This window comes from Microbacterium sp. NPDC012755, assembly GCF_042901325.1.
In the GTDB taxonomy this organism is placed as follows: domain Bacteria; phylum Actinomycetota; class Actinomycetes; order Actinomycetales; family Microbacteriaceae; genus Microbacterium; species Microbacterium natoriense.
In genome coordinates this window covers 3,132,673-3,145,979 of record NZ_JBIBCT010000001.1, presented here as the reverse complement: position 1 = coordinate 3,145,979, position 13,307 = coordinate 3,132,673, and the positions used below count along the sequence as shown (strand labels likewise).

At 69.1% G+C, this 13,307-nt stretch carries 12 protein-coding genes; 10 read left to right on the top strand and 2 right to left on the bottom strand.

The genetic code is table 11. The annotated features are described in order from the left end of the window. Nucleotides 1-2: 2 nt before the first annotated feature. The 9 genes from mltG (at nucleotide 3) to ACFY5A_RS14670 (ending at nucleotide 10,064) form a co-directional block, all read left to right on the top strand. Entirely contained in the window at nucleotides 3-1,541 is a 1,539-nt protein-coding gene (gene mltG, locus ACFY5A_RS14710) for an endolytic transglycosylase MltG (protein ID WP_341942124.1), read from the top strand. Next, nucleotides 1,541-2,353 (top strand): shikimate dehydrogenase, encoded by an 813-nt coding sequence (locus ACFY5A_RS14705; protein WP_387235095.1) that lies wholly within the window; start codon nucleotides 1,541-1,543, stop codon nucleotides 2,351-2,353. The genes mltG and ACFY5A_RS14705 overlap by 1 nt, the downstream gene beginning before the upstream one ends. Nucleotides 2,354-2,407: 54 nt before the next feature. After that, nucleotides 2,408-3,637: a chorismate synthase gene (aroC, locus tag ACFY5A_RS14700; protein WP_341942126.1), complete on the top strand. Its 1,230-nt coding sequence runs from the start codon at nucleotides 2,408-2,410 to the stop codon at nucleotides 3,635-3,637. Next, complete coding sequence (locus ACFY5A_RS14695; protein WP_387235093.1) at nucleotides 3,621-4,139, top strand: shikimate kinase; 519 nt, start codon at nucleotides 3,621-3,623, stop codon at nucleotides 4,137-4,139. The genes aroC and ACFY5A_RS14695 overlap by 17 nt, the downstream gene beginning before the upstream one ends. After that, nucleotides 4,136-5,224 (top strand): 3-dehydroquinate synthase, encoded by a 1,089-nt coding sequence (gene aroB / locus ACFY5A_RS14690; protein ID WP_387235091.1) that lies wholly within the window; start codon nucleotides 4,136-4,138, stop codon nucleotides 5,222-5,224. Before ACFY5A_RS14695 ends, aroB begins: the two co-directional genes overlap by 4 nt. Beyond that, nucleotides 5,221-5,664: a type II 3-dehydroquinate dehydratase gene (locus ACFY5A_RS14685; RefSeq protein ID WP_341942129.1), complete on the top strand. Its 444-nt coding sequence runs from the start codon at nucleotides 5,221-5,223 to the stop codon at nucleotides 5,662-5,664. Before aroB ends, ACFY5A_RS14685 begins: the two co-directional genes overlap by 4 nt. 75 nt (nucleotides 5,665-5,739) lie before the next feature. Next, nucleotides 5,740-6,300, top strand: a complete 561-nt coding sequence (gene efp, locus ACFY5A_RS14680) for an elongation factor P (RefSeq protein ID WP_105676325.1) — start codon at nucleotides 5,740-5,742, stop codon at nucleotides 6,298-6,300. A 3-nt stretch (nucleotides 6,301-6,303) separates the two neighbouring features. Then, entirely contained in the window at nucleotides 6,304-6,714 is a 411-nt protein-coding gene (gene nusB, locus ACFY5A_RS14675; protein WP_105676323.1) for a transcription antitermination factor NusB, read from the top strand. A gap of 56 nt (nucleotides 6,715-6,770) precedes the next feature. Continuing rightward, entirely contained in the window at nucleotides 6,771-10,064 is a 3,294-nt protein-coding gene (locus ACFY5A_RS14670; protein WP_387235088.1) for an SNF2-related protein, read from the top strand. Between the two features lie 10 nt (nucleotides 10,065-10,074). Here the strand turns inward: ACFY5A_RS14670 and ACFY5A_RS14665 are convergent, their stop codons facing one another. Continuing rightward, a complete protein-coding gene (locus tag ACFY5A_RS14665) occupies nucleotides 10,075-10,506 on the bottom strand; it encodes a MepB family protein (RefSeq protein WP_387235085.1) in 432 nt (143 codons plus the stop codon). A 57-nt stretch (nucleotides 10,507-10,563) separates the two neighbouring features. After that, on the bottom strand, nucleotides 10,564-11,466 hold the full coding sequence (locus tag ACFY5A_RS14660) for a DUF4349 domain-containing protein (protein WP_387235082.1): 903 nt from the start codon (nucleotides 11,464-11,466) through the stop codon (nucleotides 10,564-10,566). Between the two features lie 182 nt (nucleotides 11,467-11,648). Between ACFY5A_RS14660 and ACFY5A_RS14655 the strand changes: the two genes are divergently transcribed. Beyond that, entirely contained in the window at nucleotides 11,649-13,226 is a 1,578-nt protein-coding gene (locus ACFY5A_RS14655) for a Rieske 2Fe-2S domain-containing protein (protein ID WP_387235079.1), read from the top strand. Nucleotides 13,227-13,307: the final 81 nt, after the last annotated feature.

Below are 13,307 nucleotides of genomic sequence, written 5' to 3'. Positions count from 1 at the left end.
TCATGCCCGAACGTGAGAGTGCCGCCCCCCAGCACGATCCGGAAGCGCGCCTCGGCGAGCTGTTCGAGAATCTCCCCGCGCCGACGCACCAGATCCCGACGGTGGACAACACCCCTCCCGCCCCCGGATCCCGTCGTGCCGCCCGCGAAGCCGCATCCTCCGGTGCACCCACCGCGTCGAACGGCCCGGCAGGGGAGCAGCCTGCGGCCCCCGGCCCCGCGCCTGCGGCCGAAGCGCTCCTCGCATCGACCGGGTCAGCTCCGAGCGGCCCGCCTGTGGCATCGGCTGATGCCACGCCGGCGGCAGTGGCCCAGGAGTCCGCTGCGGCGCGATCCGCGGCGCAGGAGCCGCTCGCCCCGACCCCGGTGTCTCCCGTCGTTCCCGCATCGGCCCCCGACAAGCCCGCGGGCGGCGGACTCGAAGACCTCTTCCACCACGTCGACGAGGACGATCACCGGGCAGCGCCCAAGAAGAAGCGCCGCACCGGATGCCTGGTCGCGCTCATCATCGTCCTGGCGCTCATCGGCGGCGTCGTCGCCGGGGGAGTCTGGGCGATGAACACCTACGGCGACAAGATCAACGAGATCATGGGCTGGGGCGACCCCAAGGACTGGGAGCCCGGGCTCGCCTCGGGCGAGGCCATGGTCACCATCCATGACGGAGACACCGGGAAGCCGGTCTCGGCCGCGCTCTTCGAAGCCGGGGTCACCCGCACGAAGGACGTGTTCTACGACTACCTCGTCGACGAGAACATCGCCGTCACCTTCTACCCGGGCATCTACCGTCTGCAGGAGAAGATGACGGCCGCCGACGCCCTGGAGGCGCTGAAGAACCCGGAGAACAAGCTCGAGAACACCGTCGGGGTGAACGAGGGCGGGACGATCGCCTCGATCCTGCCGGGGATCTCGGAGTCGCTGGGCTTCCCTCTGGCCGATCTGCAGGCCGCGGTCGCCGATCCATCGGCGTACGGCGTCAGCGCCCAGAGCCTCGAAGGCTGGCTCTTCCCCGCCGTGTACACCTTCGATCCGGGTGTGACGCCGGTCCAGGTCATCCAGCGCATGGTCGACCGCACCCGCGAGTCCCTGACGAAGGCTGGCGTGCCGGATGCGGATGCCGAACGCATCCTCACCATCGCTTCGATCATCCAGCGCGAGGGCCGCACGGACGACTTCGCCAAGGTGTCGCGGGTCATCCAGAACCGCCTCGACATCGACATGAAGCTGCAGATGGACTCGACGGCGCAGTACGGATACGGCTCCCTGCACGAGGGAGTGGTGTCGAGCTCGGCCGAGGCGCTCAAGGACCCGAACCCGTGGAACACGTACGTCAACACGGGGCTTCCCGTGACGCCGATCGCGAGTTCGAGCGACGCCGCGATCGACGCCGCCATGCACCCCGCTGACGGGCCGTGGCTCTACTTCGTGACGATCAACCTCGCGACGGGGGAGACGGTGTTCTCCACGACGTACGAGGAGCACCAGGCGGCGATCGAGAAGTGGGACGCCTGGTGCAAGGCGAACCCCGACGGCGGCTGCAGCTAGTGAGCCGAACCCGTCTGGCGGTGTGGGGTGACCCCATCGCCCATTCGAAGTCCCCTCAGCTGCACGCTGCGGCGTACGGCGTCCTCGGGCTCGACTGGTCGTACGACCGTCGCCGGGTGACGGAGGGCGAGTTCGCGGGTGCGGTCCGCTCCCTCGACGACTCCTGGCGGGGACTGTCGCTGACGATGCCGTTGAAGGACGAGGCGTATCGGATCGCCGACGTCCGCGACGCGCACGCCGAGCTCACGGGAGTCGCGAACACGCTGACGCTGGGCGACATGGTCCACGCGTTCAACACCGACGTCGGTGGCATCATCGACGCGCTCGGCGAGAGCGGGATCACGACCGTCGAGCGCGTTCGGCTGCTCGGCGCCGGGGCGACGGCGGCATCCGCACTCGTCGCCGTCGCGGACATGGGCGCGCGATCGGCGGACGTGCGGGCCCGTCGGCCCGAGAGCGCGTCGAGCCTTCGCGAGCTGGGTGCGCGGTTGGGCGTGGAGGTGACGGTGCTCCCGTTCACGGAGACGGCGGATGCCGTCGAGTTGACGGTGTCGTCGTTGCCGGGCGGCACCGCGCTGCCCGGGGACGTCGTGGCGCCGCTCGCCGCGGCCGGCGGTGCGCTGTTCGATGTGGCGTACGCGCCGTGGCCGTCGGCTCTCGCGACGAACTGGGGCGAGGCGCCGGCCATTCCCGGTCTGGGCATGCTGCTGCATCAGGCCGTGCGGCAGATCCGCGTCTTCGTGCACGGCGATCCCGGTGTCCCGCTGCCGGATGAGCAGGACGTCGTCGCCGCGATGCGCGCCGCGCTCTAGCCTCTCGGCGACATGCGGCGCGGAGCGGGTCGAAACGCGTGGGAGACTAGAGCAATGCTCCGCGTGCTCACGGCCGGCGAATCGCACGGCCCAGAACTCATTGCCGTCATGGAGGGTCTGCCCTCCGGCGTCCCGGTGTCGTCCGAGGCCATCCAGGCCGACCTCGCCCGTCGCAAGCTCGGCTACGGCCGCGGCTCGCGCATGAAGTTCGAGCAGGACGAGCTGACGATCTCCGGCGGAGTGCGGCACGGCAAGACCCTCGGCAGCCCGATCGCGCTGCGCATCGGCAACACGGAGTGGCCGAAGTGGATCGAGGTCATGAACCCCGAGCCCGTCGAGCTCACCGACAAGTCCCGCGGCCGCAGCGCCCCGCTCACGCGTCCGCGACCCGGGCACGCCGACCTCGTCGGCATGCAGAAGTACGACTTCGACGAGGCGCGTCCGATCCTCGAGCGCGCCAGCGCCAGGGAGACCGCCGCCCGCGTCGCGCTGGGGGCCATCGCCCGGTCCTTTCTCGGCGAGCTCGGCATCCGCCTGGTCAGCCACACGCTCTCGATCGGCCCTGTGCAGGTGCCCTCGGGCTCGCCGCTGCCGACGCCCGACGACGTCCAGGCGCTCGATGCCGATCCGCTGCGCTGCTTCGACCCCGCGACCTCTGCGCTGATGGTCGCCGAGGTCGACGACGCCAAGAAGGACGGCGACACCCTCGGCGGCATCGTCGAGGTGCTCGCCTACGGCCTCCCGCCGGGGCTCGGCTCGCACGTGCACTGGGACCGTCGCCTCGACGCGCGACTCGCCCAGGCGCTGATGAGCATCCAGGCGATCAAGGGCGTGGAGGTCGGCGACGGCTTCGAGACCACCCGCCGCCGCGGATCCGCGGCTCACGACGAGCTGTTCGCGACCGCGGACGGCATCTCCCGAGGCTCCGACCGGGCCGGCGGCACCGAGGGTGGGATGTCGACCGGCACCGTCCTCCGCGTCCGCGCGGGCATGAAGCCGATCGCGACCGTCCCGCACGCGCTGCGCACGATCGACGTCGCCACGGGCGAGGACGCCACCGCCCACCACCAGCGTTCCGACGTCTGCGCGGTTCCCGCGGCCGGCGTGGTCGCGGAGGCGATGGTGGCGGTCGAGCTCGCGAACGCCGTGCTCGAGAAGTTCGGCGGCGACAGCATCCGCGAGACCCGGCGCAACCTCGACTCGTACCTGGAGAGCATCCCGGCCGAGCTGCGGACGACTCCCGCATCCGAGGCGGCGCTCATCGCGCATGACGAGCGCGGCTGATCCTCTGACGCTGGTGCTGGTCGGCCCGATGGGGGCCGGCAAGACCAGCGTCGGTCGACGGGTCGCGCGCGCGCTGGGGGTCGCGTTCATCGACACCGACAAGCGCATCGCAGCCGTGCACGGACCGATCCCGGCGATCTTCTCCGAGCACGGGGAGGCGCATTTCCGGGCTCTCGAACGTGAGGCGGTCGCGACGGCGCTCGACGAGGGCGGCGTCGTCTCCCTCGGCGGCGGTGCGGTGACGGACGCGGCCACGCGGGAGCTCCTGCGCACGCATCAGGTGGTCTACCTGACCGTGAGTGCGGAGGCGGTCGCAGACCGGATCACCGGCGGGGGGCGGCCCCTGCTGGCCGGAGACGACCCCGTGCAGCGGTGGAGACAGATCTTCGAGCAGCGCCGGGGTCTGTATGAAGAAGTGGCATCGGCGACCTTCGACACGTCGCGTCGTCCGATGCAGAGGATCGCGGACGATATCGCCGCATGGAGGAGAGAACAGCGATGAGCACGACGACCATCAGCGTCACGGGCGACGACCCCTACGACATCCTCATCGGACGGGGCATCCTCGACAGCGTCTCGGCGGCGCTCGACCCGGCCGTGCGGAAGGTCCTCGTGGTGCATCCGCCCACGCTCGCCGCGCGGGCCGCAGAGCTGCGCGATCGCCTGCTCGCCGACACGGCGAACGGGCCGCGCGAGGTGCTGCTCGCCGAGGTCCCCGACGCCGAGCAGGGCAAGCGCATCGAGGTGGCGGCCTTCTGCTGGCAGGTCATGGGGCAGGCTGACTTCACCCGCACGGACGCGGTGATCGGCTACGGCGGGGGAGCGGTCACCGACCTCGCGGGCTTCGTGGCCGCGACCTGGCTGCGCGGCGTGCAGGTCGTGCAGGTGCCGACGACCGTTCTGGGCCTGGTCGATGCCTCGGTCGGCGGGAAGACCGGGATCAACACCGCCGAGGGCAAGAACCTCGTCGGCGCGTTCTGGGCGCCGAGCACGGTGATCGGCGACCTCGACGAGCTCGGCAGTCTGAGTGCGAACGAGGCGACCGCCGGCTACGCCGAGGTCGTGAAGGCCGGGTTCATCTGGGCGCCGGAGATCCTTGACATCATCGAGGCCGATCCGTCGCGCGCCGTCGACACCACGACCCCGGAGTTCCGCAGGGCGGTCGAGCTCGCGATCGACATGAAGGCCAGGGTCGTCTCCGACGACTTCCGCGAGGCGGGTCAGCGCGAGATCCTCAATTACGGGCACACCCTCGGGCACGCGATCGAGCACGCGGAGCGCTACAAGTGGCGTCATGGCGCCGCGATCTCCGTGGGCATGATGTACGCGGCCGAGCTGTCGCGGCTCGCCGGACGGCTGTCAGACGACTCCGCCGAGCGCCATCGCACCGTGCTGGAGTCGCTGGGGCTCCCGACGACCTACCGTTCGGGGGCATGGAAGCAGCTGCTCGCCACCATGCAGCGCGACAAGAAGACCCGAGGGGGGATGCTGCGCTTCATCGTCCTCGACGAGATCGGCAAGCCGACCGTGCTGCAGGCGCCCGACGAGTCGCTGCTGTTCGCCGCGTACCAGGAGGTCGGGGCGTGAGCGCACCGCGCCGTCTGCTCCTGGTCAACGGGCCGAACCTCAACCTCCTCGGCACCCGTGAGCCGGGCATCTACGGTTCGGCCACCCTCGCCGACGTCGAGCGGCTCTCGGCAGAGGCCGCCGCCGAGGTCGGCTTCGACCTGCGCGCGCTCCAGAGCAACCACGAGGGCGTGCTCATCGACGCCATCCACGCCGCGCGCGAGGACTGCGCCGGCATCGTGATCAATCCCGGCGGCCTCACGCACACGTCCGTCTCGCTCCGCGACGCCCTCACCGGCGTCGGTCTGCCGTTCGCCGAGGTGCACATCTCCGATGTGTACGCCCGCGAGGAGTTCCGGCACCACTCCTACCTCGACGACGTCGCCGCGGTGCGGGTGGTCGGCCGAGGCGTGGACGGCTACGCCGACGCCGTGCGGGAGCTCGCAGCGCTCATCCCGTAGAATCGACTGTCGGCTCGCGCTTCGACCAAGCCCGGCCACCCGCGAACTTCACACCACGAACGGAACTCTCAGCGCATGGCATCTACCGCAGACATCAAGAACGGCATCGTCCTCAACCTGGAGGGCCAGCTCTGGAGCGTCGTCGAGTTCCAGCACGTCAAGCCCGGCAAGGGCGGCGCGTTCGTGCGCACCAAGCTCAAGAACGTCCTCACGGGCAAGGTCGTCGACAAGACGTTCAACGCCGGTTCCAAGGTCGAGATCGAGAACGTCGACCGCCGCGACTACACGTACCTGTACACGGACGGCGACGGGTACGTCTTCATGGACCAGACCGACTTCGATCAGATCACGGTCGGATCGGCCACCGTCGGCGACGCGAAGAACTTCCTGCTCGAGAACCAGCAGGTCACGATCGCGCTGAACAACGGCAACCCGCTGTACCTCGACCTCCCGGCATCCGTCATCCTCGAGGTGACCTACACCGAGCCCGGCCTGCAGGGCGACCGCTCCTCCGCCGGCACCAAGCCCGCGACGCTGGAGACCGGCTACGAGATCCAGGTGCCGCTGTTCCTCGAGACCGGAACCAAGGTCAAGGTCGACACCCGCACGGGTGACTACCTCGGTCGCGAGAAGTAAGGCGTGAGCGCTCGGACGAAGGCGCGCAAGCGCGCACTCGACATCATGTTCTCCGCCGACGTGCGCGGAGACGAGGTCTCCGTGGCCCTGGCCGCCGAGGCCAAGCGCGCGGCGAGCGAGCCGGCCCGTGAGGCGTCGTGGCTGTACGCCCGCGAGATCGTCGACGGGATCATCGATCACCGCGACGAGATCGACGAGCACATCACCACGCACAGCCGGGACTGGAAGCTCGAGCGGATGCCGGCCGTCGATCGCGCTCTGCTGCGCATCGGCGTGTGGGAGATCCTCTACAACGACCAGGTGCCCACGGCCGTCGCGATCGACGAGGCCGTCGAGCTCGCCAAGGAGTTCTCGACCGACGACTCCGGCGCGTTCGTGCACGGAGTCCTCGCCAGGGTGGCTCGCGCCGCCTGAGTCGCCGCCCGAGTCGCTGCGTCCGCATTGTCCGACGCAGCGGGAAGGATGCTGGCATGCCCGCACCTCACGTCGATCTCCGAGACCTCATGCAGATCACGGATGCGGGAGGCTATACGCGCGGACTGGCGTACTTCCGTGAGGGCAACGTCCTCGATCTGATCTGGCACGAGGATCGCCAGGAGCTCGAGGCGTATGTGAAGGGGAGCGCAGGAGCGCAGTACCTGTGCGAGGTCACCTTCATCTCGTCCGGTGGCAAGAGACGAGTCCGCTCCACGCGTTGCTCGTGCCCGGTCCGCACGGCGTGCAAGCACGTCGTGGCCGCGCTGCTCGCGTCGAACGTGCACGAGTACGCCCAGCAGGCGGGGGCGAGGGCCGTCGATCCGGTCGCAGAGCCCGCTGCGGAGGCTCCCGCGGCTCCCGCAGCCTCGTGGCGATCGCTCATCGGTCCAGCGGTCGCCGCGCACACCCAGTCGCTCGCCCTCGGCGTCGAGCTGCGCCACCGCGAGTCGCGCGGCGACAACCACTGGGCCCCGAGGGCGGTGCGCCCCGCGACGCCTCGAGATCTCGCCAAGCCGTCGGGAGAGCTTCTGCTCGCGATCCGTCCGCTGATGCGCAGCCACCAGACCGGCTCGTGGATCCAGGGGCACGCGGGCTGGGATGTGGTGCGTAGGGACGTGTCGCAGTTCGGCAGGGTCCAGAACCGCTGGTTCGGCGACCTGCTCAGCATCTCCCGCGACTCGCTGCTCTCGGGGAACGCCGGCGAGTGGCTGGTCGTCGACCAGATCGAGTCGACGCTGCTGTGGGGCCATCTGCGTGCCGGGGCGGCGCTGGGCATCCCGTTGGTGCCGAGTCAGAAGAGCGCGACGGTGCGCCTCGCCGAGCGGGCTGAGGTGGCTGCGTCCATCACCCGCCCCGACGGCGGTGATCTGCGCGTCGCCGCGGAGGTGACGATCGACGGCCGCGCCGTCCCCTCAGCCGAGGTGCATCCGATCGGACGCACGGGCGTGTACTCCGCCACCCTCATCGGCAGTCGGATGGAGATCGTCCTCGCCGAGGCGCCGCTCAGCGAGCAGATGCACGCATTGCTGAGCGCGCGGCTGCCCATCGAGGTGCCTGCCGAAGAGGAGTCCGCGTTCGTCGAGAACGCCTACCCGCTGCTGGCCAGACGAGTGCCCGTCCGCACGGCCGGCGCGGTGTCGCTGCCGGAGATCCCGGCGCCGGAGGTGGTGCTGAATCTCGCCTTCGAGCGGGGCGATGTCGTGAGCTACTCCTTCGAGTGGTCGTACGGCGGGTTCGGCAGGGTCCCCTTCGAGGCGGGGAGTGCAGCGGTGCGCGATCCGGCGGCCGAGTCGGAGAAGCGCGCCCTGCTCGAATCCGTCTGGCAGGAGCACTCGACCACGCGCTTCGCGCCGACCGGTTCCTTCCACGACATCGACGCTGCGGCCTTCGTCGCGCAGGTGGTCCCCGCGTTCGAGGCCGTCGGCGTCATCGTCGCGACCACGGGGACGCGCAAGGAGTACCGGGAGCTGACGGGAGACCCCGAGGTCAAGGTGACGACGCTCGAGACCACCGACTCCGACTGGTTCGACCTCGGGATCCTCGTCACGATCGACGGCAGGAGCATTCCCTTCGGGCCGCTCTTCACCGCGCTCAGCAAGGGCAAGAAGAAGCTGCTGCTCTCCGACGGCGGGTACTTCTCGCTCGCGCATCCGGCGCTCGACAGGCTCAGGGAGCTGATCGACGAGGCCGGCGAGCTCGACGAGTGGGAGACCGGTCCGCGGATCAGCCGCTATCAGACCGACCTCTGGGAGGAGTTCGAGGACCTGGCCGACGAGGCCCAGCCGGCGGTGAGCTGGCGCTCGACGGCGGAGGGACTCCGCCAGGCGACCGGTGTGCCACCGACGCCGGTGCCGTCCGGCCTGCACGCCGAGCTCAGGCCGTACCAGAAGACGGGCTTCGACTGGCTGGCGTTCCTCTGGAGGCACCGGCTCGGCGGCATCCTCGCCGATGACATGGGACTCGGGAAGACGCTGCAGCTGCTGACCTTCGTGCAGCACACCAAGGAGAAGGGGGAGAAGCGGGCGTTCCTCGTGCTCGCCCCCACCTCGGTCCTCAGCACCTGGAAGTCCGAGGCTGCGCGCTTCACTCCCGGGCTGCGGGTTGCAATCGTCGACAGCACGAGCGGGCGTCGCACAGGCCGGCTGGCGGATGCCGCGGCATCCGCCGACATCGTCGTGAGCTCGTACACGGTCGCTCGGCTCGATGAGAGGGAGTTCGGCTCGGTCGACTGGGCGGGGCTGATCCTCGACGAGGCGCAGTTCGTGAAGAACCCGAAGACCAAGCTGCACAGAGCCATCTCGGCCTTCCGCGCCGATGTCACCTACGCGGTCACCGGCACCCCGATGGAGAACAGCCTCTCCGAGCTCTGGTCGCTCCTGAAGCTCTCCGCACCCGGGCTCTTCCCGTCGGCGCGGAAGTTCCGCGATCGCTACATCCAGCCGATCGAGAAGGGCAAGGTTCCCGAGAACGAGGAGGGCGGGGAATACCGCCAGCGCCGGCTCGCCCAGCTGCGCCGTCGCATCCGCCCGCTCATGCTCCGCCGCACGAAGGAGCTCGTCGCGTCGGATCTGCCCCCGAAGCAGGAGCAGGTGCTCGAGGTCGAGATGAGCCCCGCGCATCGCGCGCTCTACGACGTCGTGCTGCAGCGGGAACGCCAGAAGGTCCTCGGTCTGCTGGACGACCTCGATCGCAACCGGTTCATCGTGTTCCGCTCGCTGACGCTCATGCGGATGCTGAGCCTCGCGCCGGAGCTCATCGATGAGAACGATGCGCACATCGGATCGAGCAAGCTCGACACCCTGATCGAACGCGTCGTCGAGCTGCAGGCCGAGGGGCACCGTGCCCTGGTCTTCAGCCAGTTCACGTCGTTCCTCGACCTCGCCGCGGCGCGTCTCGATGCGGCCGGCATCCCGTACGCGCACCTCGACGGCTCCACGCGCCGTCGCCAGGATGTCATCGACGGATTCAAGTCGGGGCAGCAGCCCGTGTTCCTGATCAGCCTGAAGGCCGGCGGATTCGGACTGACGCTCACCGAGGCCGACTACGTGTTCCTGCTGGACCCGTGGTGGAATCCCGCCGCCGAGGAACAGGCGATCGACCGCACGCACCGCATCGGCCAGACCAGCCAGGTCTTCGTCTATCGGATGATCTCGTCGGGCACTATCGAGGAGAAGGTGCTGGAGCTCCAGCAGCGCAAGGCGCGTCTGTTCACCGCGGTGATGGACGACGACGAGCTCTTCGCGCAGTCGCTCACCGCCGACGACATCCGCGGTCTCTTCGACGAATAGACCCTCCGGCTCAGTACTCCCGGAACGCGGAGGCCTGTGCACGCTGGGTCGCAGTGGCCTGGGGGTTCAGGCCTGCGCACCAGCTCGGATAGACCCGGAAACCGCGCTTTCCCGACGTGCGCCCTGCCGTGATGCCGAGTCGGGAGAGGTCCGCCGCAGCGAAGCGGAAGACTCCGCGACGGTCGTCCTGCTCCACGAACACGAGCAGGCCCGCCGCAGGGTCCTGCTCGTCGAACGGTGCGGTCTTCCCCGCGGCGTCGCGCCGCCAGAAGGCGAGGAATGCTCCCGGTTTCGTAGGGGTGACGCGGGCGGTGCGGAGGTGCCAGAGCTCGCCGTCGATCCGCACGGCGCCCGACTCGTAGTCGCCGTTCTGCTCCTGTGGGGTCACCGCCACGTCCATCCCCAGGATGGACGCATAGGTGTGGAACGCACGGAACTCCATCCGGCCAAGCTATCGCGCGTTCCGGTGACGGGCCGCAGAGGTCCGCCGCCGAGAGGGTCAGTGCGGAGCGGGCATGTCATCCATGACCGCGAACAGCTCGGCGTCCGGCGCCGGGCGCGGCGGTTGCGGCCTGGCGGCCTGACGGCGCCGGCTGCGGATGACCAGCAAGATGACGACGGCGGCGATCGCAGCGAGCAGGACGAGCCAGGGGAGTGCCACGCCGATGCCGATCAGCATCGCGCCCCAGAAGGCGACGAATCCGTCCCAGCCGATCGTGAGCGCGTCGCCGAAGTCCTTCGGGGCGGTCTCGACCGGCACGTACTCAGACATGAGGCTCAGCGTGATGGTCGACATGGCCACCTGGTCCTCCAGGGAACGGGACTGGGCCTCCAGCCCCTCCAGCTCGCTCTGGCGCTCGGCGATCGCCGACTCCAGCTCGATCAGGTCCGAGGTCTCGGATGCCGTGCCGAGCCAGTCCGTGTAGCGGGCGATGGAGGCGCGAAGAGTGGTGATCCTGGCATCGAGGTCGCGCTGCGTCGCGCCCACCTCGGTCGACTCGAGCGCGGTCTCCTTCACGGCGCCCAGCGCGGCGAGGTCGGTGCGGACCTCTTCGATGGCGTCGGCCGGGATCCGCAGCGTGAGCTCGGCGCTGGCCTGTCCGCCCTCCTCGGCGGCGCGTTCGGTCCTTCCGCTGACGCGGCCCCCCGCATCCGACACGATCGACGTGGCATCCGCCGCCGCGGCGATGGGATCGTCGGCGACGATGGAGATCCGTCCGGTGATCACGACCGCGGTGTCCGGTTCATCGGCCTCGTTCGATGACGCCGCCTCCTGCACCGGGGCCCGACCTCCGCCGGCCGATTCCGCGCCCCCCGACCCACCGGCGGCGCAGCCGGCGAGGCCCAACCCCGCCAGCGAAGCGAGGACGAGTGCTGTCAGCAGTCTCCGTGTCGTGTTCATAGGGGCAGGGTAGTGAGCGGAGACCGGCGTGCAGCAGGGAGTTCGATCACGATCCGGTCAGGGTTGGGTAACGAGTCCGCAACGCGCGCCGGGGCCGGTGGCGGTGCGTATTCACGGCCGGTCTCCGAGGTCGTCCAGGCGGTCGCCGGTAGACTCTACGGGTCCACTTCGAGAGGAATGCAATGCGGATCACGGGACTCGGCCACGCGGGAATGTTCATCGAGACGGTCGGCGGCAACATCATCTGCGACCCCGTGCTGGGCCCCTCGTTCTTCGGATCCTGGTTCCCGTTCCCCGACAACCGCGCCCTGGACTGGGAGCGCTTCGGACGGGAGGCGGACTTCCTCTACATCTCGCACAGGCACCGCGACCACTTCGATCCGAAGCTGCTGGAGCGGTACATCCGCAAGGACATCGAGGTGCTCCTGCCCGAGTACCCGATCGACGATCTCGAACAGGACATCCGCGCTCTCGGCTACACGAACATCACCTACGCGCCCGCGGGGGAGATCATCGAGCGCGGGGAGCTCAAGATCATGATCACTCCGCTCCGCGCCCCCAGCGACGGTCCGATCGGCGACTCCTCCCTCAGCGTCGACGACGGCACGGGATCGATGCTGAACCAGAACGACTCGCATCCCCTCGACCTCGAGAAGCTGCTCCACTTCGGAACCCCTGACGCGTACTTCACGCAGGTCTCCGGCGCCATCTGGTGGCCGATGGTCTACGACCTTCCGCTCGACGCCAAGCAGAACTTCGCGAAGCTCAAGCGCGACGCGCAGAACAAGCGCGCCATGTACTACATCGAGAAGGTCGACGCCCCGCACGTCTTCCCCATGGCGGGTCCTCCCATGTTCCTGCGCGACGACCTGTTCGACTTCAACGGGCTCGGCAAGAACGGCGAGTCGATCTTCACCGATCAGATGCAGTTCCTCGCCCACATGAAGGAGCTCGCGCCGCAGTACGACGGCCAGCTGTTCATTCCCGGGACGGTCGTCACCGTCGAGGGCGGCGAGGTCACGACCGCGCAGACGCTGTACTCGGATGCCGAGATCGCCCACATCTTCGATGAGAAGTGGGACTACCTCGAGGAGCAGCGGGCGAGCAGGCAGCAGGAGATCCGCGACGAGGAGGCGTCCCGCGCGGAGATCATCCCGCCCGCGGAGATGCTCGAGGCGATCAAGACCTGGTGGGAGCCGCTGCTCAAGAAGTCGCGCACCATCCGGCTCGGCGTCGGCGGCTGCGTGCGGTTCCGCATCGGCGATCTCGACATGGTGGTCGACTTCCCTCGGGCGAAGGTCCGCGAGTACGCGGGGGAGGAGTGCATCTACTGGTACACGATCCCCGCAGACCTCGTCTCCACGAACATCGTCGACCACGAGATCGACTGGTCGAACTCGATCTTCCTGTCGATGCAGTTCTCCGTCGGCCGCAGCGGGAAGTTCAACGAGTTCCTCACGACCTTCCTCAAGTGCCTCTCGGTCGATCGGATCGAGTACGTCGAGAACTGGTACCAGGAGCAGACCGACCAGACCGAGGACGCCGAGGTCGGCGGGTGGGTCGTGCAGCGGCGCTGCCCGCACCTGCGTGCCGATCTCACCCGCACGGGCACGGTGGACGAGGACGGCATCCTCACCTGCAGCATGCACGACTGGAAGTGGGACCTGAAGTCCGGGCGCTGCCTGTCGACCAGCGGCCACCCGATCCGCGCGAAGCGCATCGACGAGTCCGCCGACGAGGAGCTGCTCCCCACGAGCTGACGTCCAGGGGCTCCGGCTCCGATAGACTGGATCTGCAAACAACCTTTAAGACCGTCCTGTGAGGCGGAGAAGGGAGTGGCT